At 72.1% G+C, this 19,258-nt stretch carries 23 protein-coding genes; 18 read left to right on the forward strand and 5 right to left on the reverse strand.

The genetic code is table 11. From position 1 onward, the window contains the following. Positions 1-9: 9 nt before the first annotated feature. The 14 genes from fliS (at position 10) to FE374_RS02480 (ending at position 11,286) form a co-directional block, all read left to right on the forward strand. Positions 10-477, forward strand: coding sequence for a flagellar export chaperone FliS (fliS, locus tag FE374_RS02415; protein WP_139927076.1), 468 nt, complete (start codon positions 10-12; stop codon positions 475-477). A 19-nt stretch (positions 478-496) separates the two neighbouring features. After that, positions 497-868, forward strand: a complete 372-nt coding sequence (locus tag FE374_RS02420; protein ID WP_230978431.1) for a hypothetical protein — start codon at positions 497-499, stop codon at positions 866-868. A 184-nt stretch (positions 869-1,052) separates the two neighbouring features. Further along, positions 1,053-1,394 carry a flagellar basal body rod protein FlgB gene (locus FE374_RS02425; RefSeq protein WP_139927077.1) on the forward strand — a complete coding sequence of 114 codons (342 nt, stop codon included), beginning with the start codon at positions 1,053-1,055 and terminating at the stop codon, positions 1,392-1,394. After that, positions 1,394-1,795 carry a flagellar basal body rod protein FlgC gene (locus FE374_RS02430; protein WP_139927078.1) on the forward strand — a complete coding sequence of 134 codons (402 nt, stop codon included), beginning with the start codon at positions 1,394-1,396 and terminating at the stop codon, positions 1,793-1,795. Before FE374_RS02425 ends, FE374_RS02430 begins: the two co-directional genes overlap by 1 nt. After that, positions 1,795-2,148: a flagellar hook-basal body complex protein FliE gene (fliE, locus tag FE374_RS02435; RefSeq protein ID WP_139927079.1), complete on the forward strand. Its 354-nt coding sequence runs from the start codon at positions 1,795-1,797 to the stop codon at positions 2,146-2,148. The genes FE374_RS02430 and fliE overlap by 1 nt, the downstream gene beginning before the upstream one ends. Beyond that, positions 2,148-3,725, forward strand: a complete 1,578-nt coding sequence (gene fliF, locus FE374_RS02440) for a flagellar basal-body MS-ring/collar protein FliF (RefSeq protein WP_139927080.1) — start codon at positions 2,148-2,150, stop codon at positions 3,723-3,725. The genes fliE and fliF overlap by 1 nt, the downstream gene beginning before the upstream one ends. Further along, positions 3,722-4,747 (forward strand): flagellar motor switch protein FliG, encoded by a 1,026-nt coding sequence (fliG, locus tag FE374_RS02445; protein ID WP_139927081.1) that lies wholly within the window; start codon positions 3,722-3,724, stop codon positions 4,745-4,747. The genes fliF and fliG overlap by 4 nt, the downstream gene beginning before the upstream one ends. Beyond that, positions 4,737-5,372: a FliH/SctL family protein gene (locus tag FE374_RS02450; protein WP_139927082.1), complete on the forward strand. Its 636-nt coding sequence runs from the start codon at positions 4,737-4,739 to the stop codon at positions 5,370-5,372. The genes fliG and FE374_RS02450 overlap by 11 nt, the downstream gene beginning before the upstream one ends. Then, on the forward strand, positions 5,369-6,694 hold the full coding sequence (locus tag FE374_RS02455) for a FliI/YscN family ATPase (RefSeq protein WP_388043261.1): 1,326 nt from the start codon (positions 5,369-5,371) through the stop codon (positions 6,692-6,694). Before FE374_RS02450 ends, FE374_RS02455 begins: the two co-directional genes overlap by 4 nt. Beyond that, positions 6,691-7,122, forward strand: a complete 432-nt coding sequence (locus tag FE374_RS02460; protein ID WP_139927083.1) for a flagellar FliJ family protein — start codon at positions 6,691-6,693, stop codon at positions 7,120-7,122. The genes FE374_RS02455 and FE374_RS02460 overlap by 4 nt, the downstream gene beginning before the upstream one ends. Continuing rightward, positions 7,119-7,958, forward strand: coding sequence for a C40 family peptidase (locus tag FE374_RS02465; protein WP_230978432.1), 840 nt, complete (start codon positions 7,119-7,121; stop codon positions 7,956-7,958). The genes FE374_RS02460 and FE374_RS02465 overlap by 4 nt, the downstream gene beginning before the upstream one ends. 872 nt (positions 7,959-8,830) lie before the next feature. After that, the gene (locus tag FE374_RS02470) at positions 8,831-9,466 is read left to right on the forward strand and encodes a flagellar hook-length control protein FliK (protein WP_139927084.1); all 636 of its coding nucleotides are present in this window, start codon (positions 8,831-8,833) and stop codon (positions 9,464-9,466) included. A 9-nt stretch (positions 9,467-9,475) separates the two neighbouring features. Further along, positions 9,476-10,030: a flagellar hook capping FlgD N-terminal domain-containing protein gene (locus FE374_RS02475; RefSeq protein WP_139927085.1), complete on the forward strand. Its 555-nt coding sequence runs from the start codon at positions 9,476-9,478 to the stop codon at positions 10,028-10,030. A 29-nt stretch (positions 10,031-10,059) separates the two neighbouring features. Then, positions 10,060-11,286, forward strand: coding sequence for a flagellar hook protein FlgE (locus tag FE374_RS02480; protein WP_139927086.1), 1,227 nt, complete (start codon positions 10,060-10,062; stop codon positions 11,284-11,286). Positions 11,287-11,768: 482 nt separating this feature from the next. On the opposite strand, the gene FE374_RS02485 is transcribed toward FE374_RS02480, so the two are convergent. The 5 genes from FE374_RS02485 to FE374_RS02505 all read right to left on the reverse strand — a co-directional run bounded on the left by FE374_RS02485 (position 11,769) and on the right by FE374_RS02505 (position 16,310). Further along, positions 11,769-12,440, reverse strand: coding sequence for a class I SAM-dependent methyltransferase (locus tag FE374_RS02485; protein WP_139927087.1), 672 nt, complete (start codon positions 12,438-12,440; stop codon positions 11,769-11,771). A gap of 81 nt (positions 12,441-12,521) precedes the next feature. Beyond that, entirely contained in the window at positions 12,522-12,953 is a 432-nt protein-coding gene (locus tag FE374_RS02490; RefSeq protein ID WP_139927088.1) for a hypothetical protein, read from the reverse strand. A 363-nt stretch (positions 12,954-13,316) separates the two neighbouring features. After that, positions 13,317-14,189, reverse strand: a complete 873-nt coding sequence (locus tag FE374_RS02495; protein ID WP_388043264.1) for an ABC transporter permease — start codon at positions 14,187-14,189, stop codon at positions 13,317-13,319. Positions 14,190-14,238: 49 nt separating this feature from the next. Next, the gene (locus FE374_RS02500) at positions 14,239-15,195 is read right to left on the reverse strand and encodes an ABC transporter ATP-binding protein (protein WP_139927089.1); all 957 of its coding nucleotides are present in this window, start codon (positions 15,193-15,195) and stop codon (positions 14,239-14,241) included. Beyond that, positions 15,192-16,310, reverse strand: coding sequence for a LolA family protein (locus tag FE374_RS02505; protein WP_139927090.1), 1,119 nt, complete (start codon positions 16,308-16,310; stop codon positions 15,192-15,194). Before FE374_RS02505 ends, FE374_RS02500 begins: the two co-directional genes overlap by 4 nt. 456 nt (positions 16,311-16,766) lie before the next feature. Between FE374_RS02505 and FE374_RS02510 the strand changes: the two genes are divergently transcribed. The 4 genes from FE374_RS02510 (at position 16,767) to FE374_RS02525 (ending at position 19,216) form a co-directional block, all read left to right on the forward strand. Then, entirely contained in the window at positions 16,767-17,054 is a 288-nt protein-coding gene (locus FE374_RS02510; protein ID WP_168205548.1) for a flagellar FlbD family protein, read from the forward strand. After that, positions 17,055-17,825, forward strand: coding sequence for a motility protein A (locus tag FE374_RS02515; RefSeq protein ID WP_139927092.1), 771 nt, complete (start codon positions 17,055-17,057; stop codon positions 17,823-17,825). It abuts the gene before it with no gap. Beyond that, positions 17,822-18,673, forward strand: coding sequence for a flagellar motor protein MotB (locus tag FE374_RS02520; protein WP_139927093.1), 852 nt, complete (start codon positions 17,822-17,824; stop codon positions 18,671-18,673). Before FE374_RS02515 ends, FE374_RS02520 begins: the two co-directional genes overlap by 4 nt. 111 nt (positions 18,674-18,784) lie before the next feature. Next, positions 18,785-19,216, forward strand: a complete 432-nt coding sequence (locus tag FE374_RS02525) for a flagellar basal body-associated FliL family protein (RefSeq protein ID WP_168205549.1) — start codon at positions 18,785-18,787, stop codon at positions 19,214-19,216. Positions 19,217-19,258: the final 42 nt, after the last annotated feature.

Here is a 19,258-nt window from a genome sequence, read left to right on the forward strand (position 1 = left end):
GGAGAAGCCATGAACCAAGCAGTGCTCCTCAACCGCTTCAAGTCCGAGTCGGTAGCCACGGCCTCCCCGGCCAAGCTCCTGACGATGCTCTACGACCGCCTGGTCCTGGACCTGGACCGCGGCATCGAGGCTCTCAATCGCGACGACCGCGCCGAAGCCAACGCCCAGCTCACCCACGCACAGGAGATCATCCACGAGCTCCGCGCCAGCCTGGACGTCAATGCCTGGGACGGAGCGCAAGGCCTCCTCGACCTGTACGGCTACCTGCTCACTGAGCTGGTCGGCGCCAACATCGCCCGCAGCGTCACCCGGGTCACCGCCTGCCGGGACCTCATCCTCCCGCTTCGGGACGCCTGGCACGAGGCAGCTGCGTCGACGACGTTGGCCGGCACGTCCGCCCAGGCCGCCCGCGCCGTCGCGGCCGCGGCCGCCGACCCCGCCGGCCACCAGCCGATCGGTGACCTCGGTGTCGCCTGAATCCGGTCTCGGAGCACCTGTGACACCTCGCGGAGAGGTCGACATTTCGCGGACCGCGGGAGGCGGCGCGCGCACCGGGGCAGGGGAAGAGGGCTTCCACGCCCGCTGGGTCGCCGCGCTGACCGAGCTCGAGGTCGACGTCGCCGAGGCCGAGCGCAGCCTCACCGGCGACCACATGCCCGAGCGGCGCGACCCGTGGCAGCCGCCGCAGGAGCTCGGCCCCATGCCCGCTTCGCTCCGCACTCGGGCTCAGGCGCTTCTGGAGCGCCAGACCGAGGTCGCCCGCCAGGTTGCCGAGGCCGCCGCCATGAGCCGCAAGCAGGCCCGCGCCGTCCAGGCCATGCGCGCGAACGGACCTGCCCGACCCGTCTACGTCGACATGGCGGGCTGATCAGCAGCATCTGGTACCAGCGCGGCACAGGGGCCGCAACCGTTACCCAACGTTCATGAGAGAACTCTCCTAAATCTCTCATCTGCGACTTCACCCTGCCGATGGGACCGAACGAGCACGGATTGCTCATCAGGCAGGCCACGGATCGGCCGAACACCCGCGAGCTGGATGGGGCCCACTCGGCATGTTCGACTCCGTGACGTCGGTGGCGATGAAGAGCGCCCTCGATGCCCTCGCCCTGCGCCAGCGCGTGATCGCCGACAACGTCGCCAACGTGCAGACCCCCGGGTTTCTTGCCGGACGGGTCTCCTTCGAGGACGAGCTCGCCCGCGCCGTCGAGCGCGGCACTGGCGCCGCCGAACCTTCCGTCGCCCGCTCCCTCGAGCCCACCCGCACCAACGGCAACAACGTCAACCTCGACACCGAGACGCTCTCTAACGTCGACACCAACCTGCGCTACCAGGTGGCCACCCGCGCCATCGACGGCCAGTTCTCCGCCATCCGCACCGCGCTGAGGAGCAACTGATGCCCATCTTCGGCGCCATCGGCATCGCCGGCACCGGCATGACCGTCAACCGCAAGTGGCTCGACGCGGTCAGCGACAACCTCGCCAACATGAACAACGCCGCCCCCACCGACGGCGAGGCCTTCCGCGCCCGCTTCGTGGTCGCCCAGGCCATGGACTACGGCGAGGCCGGCGGGGTGGAGGTGGCCGGCATCGAACTCGGCGACGCCGCAGGCCGCCTGGTCCACGAGCCCAGCCACCCCCTCGCGGACGAAGACGGCTACGTGCGCTACCCCGACATCGACATGGGCTCCCAGATGACCTCGCTGATCATCGCCCAGCGCGGCTACCAGGCCAACGCGGCCGTGGTGGACCGCGCCAAGGAGACCTACACCGCCGCGCTGCAGATCGGGAGGAACTGATGCCCATCTCCGGCATCGAGGGCCTGGGCGCCTTCATGGGCGGACCGGCCGCCGCGTTCGGCGTCCGCAACGTCGCCCCCACCTCCAACCTCGGCGACCTGCTCGAGCCCGGCAAGGCGGCCGACGGCGGAGCCTCCTCCTTCGGCGTCAGCCTCGCCTCCGCCGTCGACAACCTCACCGCGGCCCAGGCGAAGTCCTCCGACCTGGCGGTCAAGGCCGTCACCGGCGACCTCGACGACGTCCACGACTACACCATCGCCGCCACCGAGGCCGCGGTCACCCTGGAGCTCACGGCCGCCCTGCGCAACAAGGCCGTTGACGCCTTCACCGAGATCATGCGGATGCAGGCCTGATGCCCGCGGCAGTCACCGGGTTCTTCGGGAAGGTCAAGAACACCTGGGCGCAGTTCTCGATGCCCCAGCGCACGCTCGTCATCCTTGCGATCGCGGTCCTCGTACTCGGCGCCACCGCGCTGTACTCCTGGGCGGCCAAGCCCACCATGGCGCCGGTGTTCTCCAACCTCTCCCCGGCGGACGCGTCCGCCGTCGTCGACCAGCTCGAGGCCGAAGGCGTGAAGTACGAGCTCGCCGACGGCGGCGGCACCGTCCTGGTCCCGCGCGAGCAGCTCTACGACCTGCGCATCTCCCTCGCCGCCACCGGCGTGGGCACCACCGAGGACGGCTACTCGCTCCTGGACGACATGGGCATGACCAGCTCGGACTTCCAGCAGCAGGTCACCTACCAGCGCGCCCTCGAGGGCGAGCTGGCCAAGACCATCACCGCGATCAACGGCGTCTCCGCCGCCACCGTCCACCTCGCGCTGCCCGAGGAGTCGGTGTTCGTCGACCGCGCCGTGGACCCCACCGCGTCGGTGTTCGTCGACCTCGAGGCCGGCAAGCAGCTCGAGGCCTCCGCCGTCCAGGCCGTCATCAACCTCGTCTCCTCCGCCGTCCCGCACATGGACGCCACCGGCGTGACCGTGGTCGACGCCGCCGGCGCCGTGCTCTCCGCCACCGGCCTGGGCACCGGCCCGGGCGGCGCGTCCGACTACGAGGAGGACGTCACCTCCGACGTGCAGGCGATGCTGGACCGGGTGGTCGGCCCGGGCAACGCCGTCGTCTCCGTGCAGGCCGAGCTGAGCCGGGACGAGACCGACCGGCTCACCGAGACCTTCACCCCGGCCGACGGCGCACCCCCGCTCTCGGAGTCCACCTCCACCGAGGAGTACACCGGCACCGGGCAGGCCGTCGGCGGTGTGCTCGGCCCGGACAACATCGCCGTGCCCAACGGCGAGGGCGACGGCAGCTACACCCGCGAGGACTCCGTGCTGAACAACCCGGTCAACAAGGTCACCGAGCAGACCACGGTCAACCCCGGCGGGGTGGCGCGCCAGTCCGTCTCCGTGGTGGTCGACGCCCAGGCCGGCGCCGGGCTCAGCCTGGCCGAGCTCGAGCGCATGGTCACCGCCGCCGCCGGCATCGACCCCGCCCGCGGGGACATCGTGGCCGTGTCCCGCATGGCGTTCGACACCACCGCCGCCGACGCCGCCGCCGAGGCCCTGGCCGCGGCGGAGGAGCAGGCCGCCGCCGAGCGGCAGGCCGAGCTCATCCGCAACGCGATCATCGCGGTCGTGCTGCTGGTGATCGTGCTGCTCGTCGCCGCATTCATCCGCCGCGCCCGCCGCGAACGGCGCGAGGAGATCGACCTCGGCGAGCTCAAGCTGCTCCAGGCCCAGCAGGCCGAGGACGCCGCCGAGCTCGAGGCCGGCACGCCCGCGGACACCACCTACCTCCCGTCGGTCCCCGAGCCGATCCAGCTGCCGCCGGCCACCGAGGCGGACGCCATGCGCGCCGAGATCGCCGCGCTGGCCACCGAGGACCCGGCCGTGGTGGCCGCGCAGCTGCGCGAGTGGCTGGCGGTGCGCCGATGAGCGTCACCACCGGGGTGGGGCAGCTGACCGCCACCCAGAAGGCCGCCGTCGTGCTCCTGCAGATCGGGCACGAGCGCGCCGCCAAGGTGCTCGCCGAGCTCAGCGAGCAAGAGGTCGAGGAGATCACCGCCGAGATCGTCCGCATCGAGAACGTGCCGCAGGGCACGGCCGACGCGGTGATGAAGGAGTTCCACCGCCAGCTCTCCACCGGCGCCCCCACCATCGGGCACGGCGGCCTGAGCTACGCCCAGCGCCTCCTCGAGGCCTCCTTCGGCCCCGAGAAGGCCGCCGGCGTCCTCAACCGGCTGAGCACGATGATGGCCGGACAACCCTTCGACTTCCTCCAGCAGGCCGACGCCCGCCAGGTGCAGTCCCTCATCTCCGGCGAGCACCCGCAGACCATGGCGCTCGTCCTCGCGCACCTGCGCGCGGACCGGGCCTCCGCGATCATGGCCGGCCTCGAGCCGGAGCTGCGCACCGACGTCGCGCACCGCATCGCGCTGATGGAGCGCGCCTCCCCGGAGGTCGTGAAGATCGTCGCGGAGAACATCGAGCGCAAGGCCACCGCGGTGCTCACGCCGGGCGACATGACCGCCGTCGGGGGCGTGCAGCCCCTGGTGGAGATCCTCAACCGCTCCGACCCGGGCACCGAGAAGCAGATCCTCGACGCCCTCGGCGAGCGTGACTCCGAGCTCGCCGAGCAGGTGCGCGGCATGATGTTCACCTTCGAGGACATCATCCTGCTCGACGACCGCGCCGTGCAGCTGGTGATGCGACAGGTGGACGTCGCCACCCTCGCCGTCGCGCTCAAGGGCGCGCCCACCACGGTCGGCGACAAGACCCGCCGCAACCTCTCCGAGCGCGCCCGGGACAACCTGCGCGAGGAGATGGACCTCTCAGGCCCGGTCCGCCTGTCGGAGGTCCAGGACGCCCGCGGCCAGATCATCACCGTGATCCGCAGCCTGGAGGAGAGCGGCCAGATCGTCATCCGCCGCGACGGCGAGGACGACTATGTCAGCTGAGCCCGCCTTCGCCCCCGCCACGTTCGCTGCCGCCACCCCCACCTCCCGGGCCGCGGCGTCGACGGCGAGCGCGAGCGGGTACGCGGCCGGGTACGCCGCGGGGTTCAACGCCGGCTCCAAGGCGGCCGCAGTCGCCGCTGCCGAGGCCGAGCGGCGCCGCGAGGCCGACGAGATCGCGCACGCAGCACGCCGCGCCGCCGACGCCGAGACCGCCCTGACCGTGCTCGCCCAGACGGCGGCCGCCGCCCGGGCGCGCACCGCACCCGTGATCGGCGACGCACTGGAAACCGTGGTCCGCGCCGCCGTCGAGCTCGCCGAGGCGCTGCTCGGCGCCGAGCTGGCCGACGACGACACCTCCGCCCGCACCGCCCTCACCCGGGCGCTGACCGAGGCCGGGGAGGACGACGTCGTCCGGGTGCGCCTCAACCCCGAGGACCACGCCCACCTGCGCACCATGCTCGAGGCGCAGCCCGGCACGCTGGACATCCCTGCCGGCATCGAGCTCGTCCCGGACCCGTCGCTCGCCCGCGGCGACGCCGTCAGCGAGCTCACCGAGGGCTTCCTCGACGCCCGCCTCGGCACCGCGCTTGCCCGCGCCCGCGCCGCGCTGGAGGTGCGGCAGTGACGCTCCTGGTGGACACGCCCCGCTGGGCGCGCACCCTCGCCGCCGCCGCGCCCACCCGGGTGGGCACGGTGCGCTCCGTCGTCGGCCTGTCGATCGAGGTGACGGGGCTGCCCTGCGCGGTCGGGGACCTGGTGAGCATCGACGCCGGCAAGCAGGCGATCGGCGCGGAGGTGGTGGCGCTGGACCGCGCCGTCGCCCGCTGCATGCCACTCAGTGCCATCGGCGGACTGCGCGTGGGTGCGCCCGTGCGCGGGACCGGCCGCCCGCTGTCCGTGGGCGTGGGGCCATCGCTGCTCGGGCGGGTCCTCGACGGGCTCGGCCGACCGATCGACGGACGCGGGCCGCTCGGCGCCACCGAGGTGGTGCCGGTGGCCGGGCAGGCCCCGCCCGCGCTGGACCGGGCCCGCGTGGACACCCCGCTGGAGCTGGGTGTGCGGGTGCTGGACACGCTCGTGACGGTCGGGCGCGGGCAGCGCATCGGCCTGTTCGCCGGCTCCGGGGTCGGCAAGTCCTCGCTGCTGTCGATGATCGCCCGCGGCACCGAGGCGTCGGTCAACGTCATCGGCCTGGTGGGCGAGCGCGGCCGCGAGGTGCGCGAGTTCCTCGAGGACGACCTCGGCCCGGAGGGCCTGGCGCGCTCCGTCGTCGTCGTGGCCACCTCCGACGAGCCCCCCGTGGTGCGCCTGCGCGCCGCATTCACCGCCACCCGGATCGCCGAGCACTTCCGCGACACCGGCGCCGACGTGGTGCTCATGATGGACTCCCTCACCCGCGCGGCGATGGCCCAGCGCGAGATCGGCCTGTCCGTCGGCGAGCCGCCCGCCACCCGCGGCTACCCGCCGTCGACCTTCTCCATGCTCGCCCAGCTCCTCGAGCGGGCCGGCACCGGCACCACGGGGTCGGTCACCGGGATCTACACCGTCCTTGTCGACGGCGACGACCACAACGAGCCCATCGCCGACTCCGCCCGCTCCATCCTCGACGGGCACGTGGTGCTGGACCGCAAGCTCGCCGTCGCCGGCCACTTCCCTTCCGTGGACGCCGTCGGGTCGGTCTCGCGGGTGGCGTCCCGGGTGACCTCGCCGGACCAGCGCCGACTGTCGACGGCGCTGCGCACCGTGCTCGCCGCGCGGCGCCAGGCGCAGGACCTGCTCGACGTCGGCGCGTACGTGGCCGGGTCGAACCCGCAGGTGGACGCCGCGGTCAACCACGCCGGGGCCATCGACGCGTTCCTGCGTCAAGGCATGGACGAGGCCGCGCCGGCGGCGCGGTCCTGGCAGCAGCTCGCGGAACTCGTTGGAAAGCTGGGGGTCGCCGCATGAGTACGTTCCGTCTGGCCGGGCTGGGCCGGTTGCGCCGGCTGCAGGAGGACCACGCCGCCGCCGAGCTGGCGCGCCGCGCCACGGACCGCCGCGGCGCCGACCGGCGCACCGCCGACGCGCGGGACTGGCTGGCCGGCACGGTGCTGTCGGGGACGTCGGACCCGCAGAGCTGGCGGGCTGCCGTGGCCGCGCGCGCGGCGATGAGCGCGACGGTGATCGCCGCGCAGGCCGCCGCGGAGGTGGCGGCGGAGCACGAGACGCAGGCGCAGACCCAGTGGGTCGCGGCGCGCAAGCGGTCCAAGACGGTGGAGAAGCTCGCCGAGCGCCACCGCGACGAGGAGCAGGTGGCCGAGCTGCGCGCCGAGCAGCAGGTGCTCGACGAGATGGCCACCCAGCGGGCAGCGCGGCGCACGGAGGACGAGTCGTGAGCGGCGTCGCGGCCGTGCAGGCGCGAATGGCCGAGATCTCGGCGCGGATCGCGATGGTGTCGGGAGCGACCCCGTCCGCTGCGACCGCTGTCTCCTCGCGAGATGTCAACTCCTCCGCGAGAAGTGACGCCGCGTTCGCTGCGGCGCTCGACACCGCGGTCGCCGGGACGGCCTCTTCGTCGTCGTCGGGGCTTTCGCCCGCCGAGCTGCTCGCCCGGTTCACCGGCGCGCAGGCCGGCACCGGCGCAGCGTTCGTCGCCTCGGCGTCGAAGTACCTCGGTGTGCCGTATGTGTGGGGCGGCGAGGACGCCACCGGCATGGACTGTTCCGGGCTGATCCAGCGCGCCTTCGCGGACATGGGCGTGTCCGTGCCGCGCACCGCCCGCGAGCAGATGAAGGTCGGCACCGAGGTGGGCTCGCTGTCCCAGGCTCAGCCAGGCGACCTCATCGTCACCCGCGGTGGCGCCCACATCGCCATCTACCTCGGCGACAACAAGATCCTGCACGCCCCACGTCCGGGCGAGCAGGTCTCCGTCCGCGAGCTGTTCGAGACCGACGCGGACATCGACACGATCCGGCGAGTCGTGCCCGCCGCGTCCGCTCCCGGGTTCGACGCGGCCCAGGTGGCGGCGACGGCGGCGGCCGGGCTGGGTGGCAGTGCGGCGTTCGGAGGGGTCGGTGGTCTGGGGGCGGGTGGCGCGCTCGCGAGCCTTGGGACGGCAGGCTCGCTCGCCCGTCTGGGCGTGGGCTCGCTTGGCGGTCCGGGCGGTGGCGCGGCGGCCATGGCCGCGACCGAGCAGGCCCGACTGGCCCTTGGGCTGTCGGGGGCGATCTGATGAGCATCGGCATGCTGCCATTTCCGCCCACGCCGGCGGCGTCGTCCGCTCCTGCCCGCGCGGGCGCGGTCTCCGGCGCCGACCGGAGCTCTCGGTCGAATCGCCCCGGCGGGGAGGACGCGTTCGCTTCCGCGCTGGCGGCGGAGGTCAACGAGCGCCCCGGTGCGAAGAAGACGCCGGGTGACCGCAAGGATCCGGCAGGGTCGCGCCCGAAGGCCGACGAGGCGGGAGCCGCGGCGCCGTCGATGGCGTCCTCAGGGCCGAACGCGCCCACGAGGGACGGCGAGAAAGCGGCCGTGGTCCCTGGTTCGGCCAGCGGTGAGACGACGACCGACGCGGCAACCCCTGCGACCATCTCGGCCGACGACGGTGCGGACTTCCCTGGCGCATCGATCCTCGACGCTCGAGCGGCCGCGGCGCCTACGGTGACCGGTTCGGTCGGCGGCGAGGCGGTTGCTGGCGCAGCGGCTGCGCCGGCCAGCGTGGCAGGTGCCGCAACTCAGTCAGCAGCCGCGGACCTCGTCGCGAGCTCGGCCGATACCGCGCGTCCCGCGGGCGCGAGCGCGATTGCCGGGGTGGGCGCCGCCGCCACATCCGCAGGCGGTACGCCGGCGGTGATCGCGCCGGGTGCCCTCGGTGCCGGTGCAGCTGCTCTCACTGCGAGCGGAATTCCGGGAGCGGGCGCCGCGACGGCGATGCCCGTCTCGGCTCCGGCCGCTGCCGTGGACGAGGCCGCCGCCCCCTTCCCGATAGACATTGACGCCGGGGGCCCGACCGTTCCAGCCGCAGCCACGGCGCCCGGCCCGGACGGGGCGGCCTCCGCGGGCACGGGTTCGCCCCTCACGTCGCAGACCAGCGGCACCGCGGCCGCCGTGCAGGCAGCAACCCTCGCGACCGGGTCAGAAGCACAGCCCGCCCCCGCCGCGAGCGATGCGCAGGCCATCACCGCGGCGTCCTCCGCGTCGGCCACCGCAGCGGCGAGCCCGCAGGTCCTCGTCGCGAGCACCGCGCCAGCCCCGCCGACGGCGCAGGCCGCACCCGTCGCCACCCCGGCCCCGGTGCCGCTGACCGAACAGCTCGCCGGCCCACTCGCCCGGCTCCGCGCCCTACCCGACGGCACCCACGTGCTGACGGTGCACATCGAGCCGGAGAGCCTCGGACCGCTGCGGGTCACCGCCCACATCACCGGCGAGGGCGTGCGCATCGAGCTGCTCGGCGCGACCGACGCCGCCCGCGAGGCCCTGCGCGTCACGCTGACGGATCTGCGCCGCGAGCTGGCCGCCACCGGCCTGAGCGCCGACCTCCAGCTCGGCCAGGAGCGCGGCGACGGCCGTCACGCGGGGCAGGCGGCGCAGGCCGGTGCCGGGAACCCTGACGGCTCCGGGCGCCCGGCCAGTACCGACCGACCGACCGGCGACCGGGGCAGACCAAGCCAGGCTCCGCCGTCGTCCATCCCACCGGGCCCGACCGGCCCGATCCGCCCTGGCACCCTCGACCTCTACGCGTAAGGAGCGCTCATGACAGTCCCCGCCGTCTCTGGCGCGTCAGAGTTCTACAGGAATGTCGGCGCCACGACCGACACGACCGCGGCCGACGCCGCCTCCGGGCCGCAGTCGCTCGGCAAGGACTCGTTCCTCGAGCTGCTCGTCGCGTCGCTGAAGTACCAGGACCCGAGCTCCCCGATGGACACCTCCGAGCTGATGGCCCAGACCACGCAGCTGTCCACGATGGAGCAGCTTGTCGGGCTGACCGAGATGGCGCAGCAGAGCTTCGCGCTGCAGCAGCGCAGCTCGGCGTCCGCGCTCGTCGGGCAGTACGTGACGTACTACGACGGCGACGGCAAGCCGGTGACCGGGCTGGTGAAGTCGGTCGACCTCACCACCGAGACGCCGCTGGTTGTCATCGGCGACGTCGCGGTGCCGCTGCCGTACATCGCCGGGGTGGCTTCCCCGCCTGTTGGTGACGCCGCGCCGCCCGCCAACTCCAGCTCCGCCGCCGATGCCGCTAACGCGGTTACCCACACCTCAGAACCCTCCAGCCCGACGCCGTCCGGCGACGAGCAGAACGCCTGACCCGCCGCCCGACCAGAAGGGACCTTCCCATGCTCCGTTCACTCTTCTCCGGCATCTCGAGCCTGAGGTCGCACCAGACCATGCTCGACGTGACCGGCAACAACATCGCCAACGTCAACACCACCGGCTACAAGGCCGCTCGCACGCAGTTCGAGGACACGCTCTCCCAGGTGATCCAGAACGCCGGGGCCCCGCAGGCAGGCCAGGGTGGCACGAACCCGGCGCAGGTCGGGCTAGGCGTGCAGGTCTCCGCCATCACCAATGACTTCACCGATGGCGCGACCCAGCAGACCGGCCGCGCGCTGGACATGAAGATCACCGGCGACGGGTTCTTCATCGTCAACAACGGCACCGAGCAGCTCTACACCAGAGCGGGCGCGTTCACGCTCGATGCGCTTGGCCAGCTGACGACGGCGTCGGGTGCGCTGGTTCAGGGGTGGTCGGCGGTCAACGGCGTGATTGACACTGCGGCGGGGCTGGGGCCGATCAGGCTGCCGGTGAGTACGACCATGGGCGCCACCGCGACGCAGAACGTTGTCTTCTCCGGCAACATGCCTTCAGACCTCTCGCACGACGATCCCAACACGGTTGCCGTGGAGCCAACGATCCTCACACGGGCCATCGACGTGTACGACGCCGCGGGAAACAGCCGGTCGTTGGAGCTTGTCTTCACCAAGACAGTTCCGCCTACGGTGGCGGGAGCTGCCTCGGAGTGGGCCATCAGCACGACAGACTCCACTGGTGCGGCGATCACCGGCACGATCGCTTTCGGCGGGGACGGGGCGTTGGTTTCTGCGGTGCTACCCGCGGTGGACGGCGTCAACGTGACCTTCGCTGAGCTCACGGGATATGCCAAGCTGACGACAGTCGAAGCTGCGAGCCAGGACGGTAAGGGAGCCGGCACCTTGCAGTCCTTCAGCATGAACGCCGACGGCACGTTGATTGGTTCCTTCTCCAATGGTTTCAAGGAACCGGTTGGACAGATTGCCCTCGCCAACTTCGCCAACGCCGCCGGTCTGGAGAAGGCCGGCGGAACGGCATTCCGCAGCACCGTGAACTCCGGCGACGCACAGGTGGGTGTCGGCGGCACGGGTGGACGCGGCGCGCTCACCAGCCGGGCCCTGGAGATGTCCAACGTGGACCTGTCTCAGGAGTTCACCAACCTCATCATCGCCCAGCGTGGTTTCCAGGCTGGCTCACGCGTGATCACCACCTCTGACGAGCTCCTCCAGGAATTGGTCAACCTGAAGCGGTAGACGGGCTGAGCAGCAGCACTCGGCTCTGCCCTGAAGCCTTGCTTCCGCGGAAGCGTCCACGGCGGCGCCGTCGGTCCTCAGGACCGACGGCGCCGCCGTCCACAATCGATCGGCGCCATTCGCTCGCCACCCAGGCTGCAGTGTCACGATCGCTGACGACGATCGCATCGCTGATCGGGGCGCCGTGGGCCAGCGACGAGGACAACACGCTTGCCCTCGCGGTGGTGGGTACGATCCTTCGTACACCGAGAGGCGGTGAGAGTCGTGTCTGAAGAGGGTCCTTATGGGCCGCACACCGCGCGAATCCTCAGGCTTGCGGAGATCGTGAGAACAAGAGCCACCCACAATCTCGAACGAACAAGCCGGGGCCGTGAGTTGCTCGAGCAGTATTGGGAGCTGCAACGAGCGCTCGAGGAGGAGGACCGGCGCGCCGAGGTGCCGACATCGGCGGATGCGACGGTCGTCGGGGAGAGCTCGGGTTGTCAGCCGCCGCAGGCATGATCGCGGAATGGAGCGCCTTGGGACAGCGCCAGCGGCCCGACGATCAACTCCCGCGTCACCGCCGGCGTCGCCCGGAGTTCGACGCGCTTCAGGACATCGGTGTCGAATCCCGCCCCGCGAAGCGCTGACCCGGTGTCCCGGCTGATGTGACAGCCACCGCTGAATGCGGGCCAGAACCTATCCAGGCGGTGCTGCCGGCGCGCGACGCGGCCGTCAACGCTACGCACGTGCTCCATTACGAGCAGCCGCCCGCCGGGTCGTAGCACGCGACGGAGCTCGCGAGCGACGGCCCCGACGTCGTCCACGCTGCACATGGCCAGCGTGGTGATGACCGTGTCGACGGAACCGTCGTCGAGCGGGAGCGACTCGGCGCCCACCGGATGCAGATGCATGGCGTCCGTCAAGAGTGGTTCGAGGCGCGCGCGCATGTACGGGTCCGGCTCCACGAGATGCACTTCAGTCACGGCCCGCGGCAAGTGCGGCAGGTTGTGACCGACGCCCGTACCGATGTCGACCGTGACGCCGCTGGCGTGACGCAGAAGCTCACGCCGATGCTCGCCGAGCGCCCCGTTCTCCGCGGCGCTGCTGGCCCGGGCGTAGTACCAGGCGAAGAAGCGGTGGCCACGCTCGGCACTGACAGGGGTGCGGGTCATCACGTGTCCTTGGCCGAGCGACTACGACAGTGACTACGGCGCCGCTACGTGCGACGTCACCCGCAGGCTACGACCTCGGAGTCACGCTCCGCCCACGACGACCGCCATCGTGCCGCCGCCGTAGCCTTTCACCGTGGCGTCGACGTCCACGCGCGGCAAGTCGCTGGCCAGCCAGCCGACCACCTCCATCGGGGGAAATGTCCGCAGGGTCTCGTACACGGTGGAGAGTCGCACGTGCGGTGCGCCGTCGGCGTTGAAGAGGACTCCCAGGATGTTGAACACCTCGGAGATGTCGTCGAACTGCTGCCCCCACAGGCCGCCGCTGACAAGCCGCTCCTCGATCCGCCGCGGAGTGACCAGCGCGAGCGCGCCGGCGATGCGGGCGGCGAGCGGGGTATCCATAGCGACGATCGCGACGGTGCGCCGATCGTCGTCGGCGTACGCGCCGATGACGGTCGACCCCGCTGTCGTGAGCGGGTTCGCCGCGGGGCTGAGCTCGACGTCACGGCTCAAGGTCGCGCTCAGGACTTCACGCAACCGCGCCGCGGCCGGCAGGGGAGTGGACCGTGTGATCCGAGGCCGACGGCGGGCCGCCCGTCCCGGCCGCGAGGGGGCCTGGCGGTGCAGCGATGCGGCTCCGTTTGCCGTGAGGGGCGCCATGGGGTGGATGACCCTCCTCGGTCTCGGTGTGGTCCTGTGCTGTCTTACTCCGATCTGGACTCGCAGTGGTAACAACTACCCGACAGTTGTTCAGAAGCGTGAGGAGCGGCTCGCTTCACGCACGTCGAGGTGCGCCCGGACCCGTTCGGGAACAGTTCACCAGGGCACGGCCAGGCCCGGGCCAGGCCCGCCCCGGCCCGGCGCGAGCGCACGCCGTCACGACAGCACGTCCTTCGTCACGAACCGCCCGTACGCCAGGGCCCCGAAGAGCACCACGTACCCCGCCTGCAGCAGGGCGTTGTCGGCGTACGTCGACCACACGATCGGCTCGCGCAGCAGGTCGGCGAACCCCAGCCAGTAGTGGCTGAACAGCCATGGGTGCAGCCAGGCGAGCTGGTCGAGCGAACCGAGCACCTGCGCCACGATCGAGAGCACCACGGTCGTGGCCATCGCGCCCACCGGCACGTCCGTGAGCGTGGAGATGAACAGCCCCAACGCCGACAGTCCCAGCATCGACACCGCCACGTAACTGCCGACCAGCAGGGACCGCGTCACCGACTCGCCCACCCCGATGGTGTCCCCGGACAGCAGCGTCACCGGCCCCACCGGGAACAGCGCCGCCCCGATCCCCGCGCCGACCAGCACCACCGTCGCCGTCGCCGCCACGCAGAATGCCGCGGCGCCGACGTACTTCACCAGCAGCAGGCGCACCCGCCCGGCCGGCGCCACCAGCAGGTACCGCAGCGTGCCGAGGCTCGCCTCGCCGGCGATCGTGTCGCCCGCGACCACCCCGACGGTCAGCGGCAGGAACAGCGGGATCGTCACCACCAGTGCGGTGACCGACACGAACAGCCCGTTCTGCGTGATCCGATCCAGGAACGGCGGCCCCTCGCCCGGCCCCGGCGGGTCGGACGCCACCCGCACCGCGATCGCGATGATCACCGGGATGGCGGCCAGCGCCAGCAGCATCGCCCACGTCCGCCGTCGCCCGAACAGCACTCGCAGCTCCGAGCCCAGCAACGCCCATCCCGCCGACGGCGCAGCCTGGGTTGGCGCGTGAACGGCGCCGTCGGCCCGGGATTCCGTCACGCCCACTGCCTGTGGCTGCGTCAGGTTCCCGGCCGGCGGCTCCCCCTGGTCACTGGGCAACGTCGAACCCCTCCCCGGTCAGCGCGACGTACCGGTCCTCGAGCGACGCCCGCTCGACACCGAAACCGCGCACCCGCACCCCGGCCCCGACCAGGGCCGCGACGATGGCCTCGGGCGCCGGGGCGTCGTCGGGCAGCGGGGCGGTGAGGCCGGCGCCGTCGCCGTCGGACGTCAGCCCCAGCCGCGCCAGCTCCACCCGCGCCACGTCGACGTCAGGGGTGAGCAGCCGAACGTGTGAGCGGCCGGCGCGGCGCAGGGCGTCCATGCTGCCCTGCGCCACGAGCGACCCCACGCTCATCACCGCCACGTGCGTGCACATCTGCTCGACCTCGGTCAGCAGGTGGCTCGAGACGAACACCGTGGTCCCGCCGGCGGCGAGCGAGCGCACCAGCGTGCGCACCTCACGGGTGCCCTGCGGGTCGAGGCCGTTGGTGGGCTCGTCGAGCACGAGCAGCTCGCGCGGGGCAAGCAGCGCGTTGGCGATCCCGAGCCGCTGCTTCATGCCTAGGGAGTAAGCGCGCACCTTCTTCTCGGCGGCGTGGGACAGGCCCACCCGCTCAAGCGCCTGCGCCACCCGGACGATGCGGCTGGCCGACGGCGCGTGCCGGTCCGCGGCGTCGAGGCGGCGCAGGTTGTCGGCGCCGGAGAGGAACGGGTAGAACGCCGGCCCCTCCACCAGTGCCCCGACGCGGGGGAGCACCTCGCCCAGGTGCCGGGGCACGTTCCGCCCAAGCACCCGCACGTGGCCGTGGGTGGCCGCGGCGAGGCCGAGCAGCACCCGGATCGTGGTGGTCTTGCCGGAGCCGTTGGGGCCGAGGAACCCGAAGACACTGCCGCTGGGGACGGCGAGGTCGACGCCGTTGACGGCGAGCTGGCGACCGAACCGCTTGGTCAGGCCGCTGGTCTCGATCGCCAGCGGCGTGCCGGGCGGGTCGCCGGCCGTCACTCGGTGGCTGCGGCCTGGAGCCGCTCGAGCGGGACCGAGCCGGCCAGCACCCGGCCGTCATCGGTGACCAGGACGTTGACCAGCGCGGTAGAGAGCAGGCGCCCACCCTCGACGGCGGTGGTGAGCTGGTCGAGCAGCGGCTCGTCCGTGGGGCTCGGGGCGCCCGCGGGGATGACGACGACGGCGTCCCAGCCGGAGCCGAGAACAGTGGGCTCGGGGCCGGTGGCGTCGGGGCCCGCCGGGGGACTAGTGCCGTGGTCCGGGGCCGCGTCGGTCGAACCGGAGCCGTCGGACGGTGCCCAGGCTGCGCCGTCGTGCGCGAGGTCCTTCTCGGTGACCGTGGCACCGGACGGCGGGGTGAACTCGAACCTGCTGGGGTCGGGCGCGCCAAGGTCCAGTGAGGTGTAGGCCACCTCGAACGCCGGGTCGGACTGGCCGCGGGCGCGCACGGTGACGCCGAGCGGCATGCCGGTCTCGGCGTCGACGGAGATGGCGACGGAGTCCACCAGGGTCGCGTCGGTGCGCGGGGTCAGCACGAGCTCGTAGGCGGGCCGGCCGGCCACGGTGGCGTCGTCGCCGACCGTCACCTCGGTGCTCGGGTCGACGGCGGCGAGCAAGTGGTCCGCCACCTCCTCGGGCGTGGGCATGGCGCCCGCTGGCGCGTCCGGCTTCGCACCGTCGTGCTCGGGCACGGTCACGTGCGTCGCAGCGTTCTCCTTGGAGTCGTAGAGCCAGACGTCGGTGCCGTTGCGGATGACGTCCTGCTCGGCGAAGTCGCTCATGACCTGCAGGCGCGCCTGGTCGGGGCCGCCGACGTAGAGGCGGCCCGAGCGGGAGCCGGAGAGCAGGGCGAGCAGGTCGCCGACCTGGGCGGCCTCGTCCCCGCCGGCACCCGCGGTCACGCCGTCGGGCAGTTGGGGCAGGCCGAGGTCGGCGGTCTGCTCGAAGGACCCCGAGAAGGCCTCGACCGAGTGCTCGCCGACCATGGTGAGGAGCTCGTCGGCGGACTTGTCGGGCAGGTCGGTCGCTGCGCCCGCCTGCGAGATGAGCGCGGCGGACACGACCACGACCGGCACCGCGGCCGCGGGCACCCAGCGGGACCACGATCGGGCCATCGGTTCACCTCCGGAAGTCACCACAGACGCTACGTGGTGCGGGCGGTAGCCGCCAGGGTGCTGAGCGAGGTCGGTGCGTCTACCCGTCGCCTCGTCGACCGACTGTCGCCGGGCGGACCGACTGCCGCCGGGCCGACCGAGGGTGGCGGGCCACCCTCGGTCGGCCCCACGACCCTCGGTGGGCGCGGAGACCCGCACCAGAGCGGTGCAGGCAGCCGAAGATGGGGCCATCGGGGCCGATGTGGCGGGTGTGACCAGGCGCGGAACGGGCCGGCTACCAGATCCGCCCCACCCCCGCACGCCTCCACGCCGCAGACACGCAAGCCGAATCCGTGCAAACGCAACGGTAATTCCTCATCACCTGCCGGTCCCGGCCGATGGGGAAGTGTGCAGGCCTCATGGACGGGGCGTGCACAGGGCTCATGGATGGGCCCTAAGACACAGGATGGAACGACCGTGATCATCGTGCGACGCCTCACCGGGCAGCCTTTTGCGATCAACCCGGACTTGATCGAGCGCATCGAGTGCACCCCGGACACGATCCTCGTGCTGCTCGACGGCACCCGCTACATCGTCAACGAGTCCCTGGACGAGGTGGTCTCGCTCATCCAGGACCACCGCGCCGCCATCGTGGCGCGCTCCCTCACCGTCACCACCACGACCGACACCGCCCCCACCGATCCCGGCATCGGCGGCGACAACGTCATCGTGCCCCTCCACACGCGGCCGAGGGGAGAGCAGTAGATGGACCTCGCGACCATCGTCGGCCTCGTCGTCGCCTTCGCGGCGGTCTGGGGCGCGATGACGATCGAGGGCACGCACGTCAGCTCGATCCTGCTGCCCGGCCCCATCGTCATCGTCTTCCTCGGCACCATCGGCGCCGGCCTGGCCGGCGGCATGCTCAAGGACGCCATCCACGCCGTCAAGCAGCTGCCCCGTGCCTTCGTCAGCAAGGCCCCGCGCCAGGGCGCCACCATCCCCACCGTCGTGCGCCTGTCCGACCGCGCCCGCCGCGAGGGCCTGCTCGCCCTCGAGGACGACGCCCGCGAGATCGAGGACGACTTCCTCCGCGACGGCCTCACCGCCGCGATCGACGGCGCCGACCCCGAGGACCTCCGCGCGCTGCTGGAGGACCGGATCGACACCAAGCGCCGCCAGGACAAGGTCGCGTCCGGGTTCTTCAACTCCCTGGGCGGCTACGCCCCGACCATCGGCATCATCGGCACGGTCGTCTCCCTGGTGCACGTCCTGGAAAACCTCACCGACCCCGACTCGCTCGGCCCGCTCATCGCGGCGGCGTTCGTCGCCACCTTGTGGGGCATCCTGTCCGCCAACATGATCTGGCTGCCGCTGGCCAGCCGCCTCAAGCGGCTCTCCGACCTCGAGTGCGCCCAGATGGAGGTCACCCTGGAGGGCCTGCTCGCCCTGCAGTCCGGTGCGAACCCGCGGATGGTCAACGAGCGCCTGCGCAGCCTGGTGCCGGCGAGCGAGATCGTCGAGGACGAGGCCGCATGACGCCCCCGCGGCGCCGTCGCCGCGGCGGCGGCGATCACGAGGAAGAGGAGAACACCGAGCGCTGGACCGTGAGCTACATGGACATGGTCACCGTCATGATGTGCCTGTTCATCGTGCTGTTCGCGATCAGCCAGGTGGACCAGCAGAAGTTCTACGCCCTGCGCGACTCCCTCGCCGCCACCTTCGGTCAGCCCCCCGGCGCCACCGTCCAGGTCCTCGACGGCGGACAGGGCGTCCTCTCTGCCGACGCGGTGGTCCCGGACCCGCCGGACGTCACCAACTACTCCGGCGGCCCCATCCAGGGCGCCGAGGACGCGGGCAACATCCAGAAGGCTCGCGAGGAGGTGGCCGACCTCAAGGAGCTCCAGCGCCTCATCCAGGAGGCACTCGAGCAGCGCCAGGTCGCCTCCGACGTCTCCTTCGCGATCACCGAGCGGGGCCTGATCATCGGGCTGGTCAGCGCGGACGTGTTCTTCTCCGCTGAGAGCGCCGTCATGACGGACCAGGCGCTGCAGGTCATCGACGCCCTCTCACCCGTGCTGGCCCCGCGGCCCTACGAGCTGTCCGTCGAGGGGCACGCGAACAACCTGCCCACCCTGCGCTACCCGACCAACTGGGAGCTCTCCGCCGACCGGGCCAGCCAGGTGCTGCGCCGCATGGTGGAGCACGGCGGCGTCGCGCCCGAGCGGATGCGCTCCGTCGGACTTGGCGACGCGCACCCGCTCGCCGCCGAGGGCCTGGATCCCCTCGAGGTCAACCGCCGTGTGGACATCGTCGTCCTCTCCGACGCCCCCGAGGCCGTCCGCGTGCTCATGCCGCAGGTGGTCGCCGAGATGGAAGGAGCCTGACGTGGACCAGAGCACCGACGTGGAGATCCGCTGATGGTCGAGCAACGCACCGTCGGCCGCCCCGTGAACGTGCGTGGCACCCCACCCCAGGAACCCGAGACGAGGACATCCGTGACGCAGCAGGATCAGGCCACCAGGCCGCGACGTGGCAAGGGCGTGCTGGTGAGCCTCGCCGTCGTCATCGTCGTGCTCGTGGCCGCCGCCGCGTTCCTCCTGCGCCCGTGGGAGAGCGAGGCCGCCGCCGCGCCGGAGCAGGTCGAGCTGGGTCTCGTGGTGCCGGTGGAGCCCATCAGCATCAACCTCGCCGACGGCCACTACCTGCGCCTCGGCTTCTCCATCCAGCTGACCAAGGACGCGACGACGGAGCTTCAGGTGGCCCGCGCCCTCGACCTGGCCATCGGGGTCTTCTCGGGCAAGCCCCTCGCCGAGATCAACGACCCCGCCCTCCGCGAAGAGCTCAAGACCGAGCTGGTGCGCCAGCTGAGCGAGACGTTCGACGGGGAGGTGGTGGACGTCTACCTCACTGACTACGTCACCCAGTGAGGCCCCCACTTCATCGGACGCTTTTCCTCACAAAGGCCGCCG

The sequence above is a fragment of the Georgenia yuyongxinii genome, from assembly GCF_006352065.1.
Classification (GTDB): Bacteria; Actinomycetota; Actinomycetes; order Actinomycetales; family Actinomycetaceae; genus Georgenia; species Georgenia yuyongxinii.

Bases quoted from the DNA above. Each gene is read 5' to 3' on its own strand.
- FE374_RS02450 (WP_139927082.1), top strand. From the start codon at position 4,737: ATGTCAGCTGAGCCCGCCTTCGCCCCCGCCACGTTCGCTGCCGCCACC.
- FE374_RS02480 (WP_139927086.1), top strand. From the start codon at position 10,060: ATGCTCCGTTCACTCTTCTCCGGCATCTCGAGCCTGAGGTCGCACCAG.
- FE374_RS02475 (WP_139927085.1), top strand. From the start codon at position 9,476: ATGACAGTCCCCGCCGTCTCTGGCGCGTCAGAGTTCTACAGGAATGTC.
- FE374_RS02505 (WP_139927090.1), bottom strand. From the start codon at position 16,310: ATGGCCCGATCGTGGTCCCGCTGGGTGCCCGCGGCCGCGGTGCCGGTC.
- fliG (WP_139927081.1), top strand. From the start codon at position 3,722: ATGAGCGTCACCACCGGGGTGGGGCAGCTGACCGCCACCCAGAAGGCC.
- FE374_RS02425 (WP_139927077.1), top strand. From the start codon at position 1,053: ATGTTCGACTCCGTGACGTCGGTGGCGATGAAGAGCGCCCTCGATGCC.
- fliS (WP_139927076.1), top strand. From the start codon at position 10: ATGAACCAAGCAGTGCTCCTCAACCGCTTCAAGTCCGAGTCGGTAGCC.
- fliE (WP_139927079.1), top strand. From the start codon at position 1,795: ATGCCCATCTCCGGCATCGAGGGCCTGGGCGCCTTCATGGGCGGACCG.
- FE374_RS02515 (WP_139927092.1), top strand. From the start codon at position 17,055: ATGGACCTCGCGACCATCGTCGGCCTCGTCGTCGCCTTCGCGGCGGTC.
- FE374_RS02430 (WP_139927078.1), top strand. From the start codon at position 1,394: ATGCCCATCTTCGGCGCCATCGGCATCGCCGGCACCGGCATGACCGTC.
- FE374_RS02520 (WP_139927093.1), top strand. From the start codon at position 17,822: ATGACGCCCCCGCGGCGCCGTCGCCGCGGCGGCGGCGATCACGAGGAA.
- fliF (WP_139927080.1), top strand. From the start codon at position 2,148: ATGCCCGCGGCAGTCACCGGGTTCTTCGGGAAGGTCAAGAACACCTGG.
- FE374_RS02460 (WP_139927083.1), top strand. From the start codon at position 6,691: ATGAGTACGTTCCGTCTGGCCGGGCTGGGCCGGTTGCGCCGGCTGCAG.
- FE374_RS02485 (WP_139927087.1), bottom strand. From the start codon at position 12,440: ATGACCCGCACCCCTGTCAGTGCCGAGCGTGGCCACCGCTTCTTCGCC.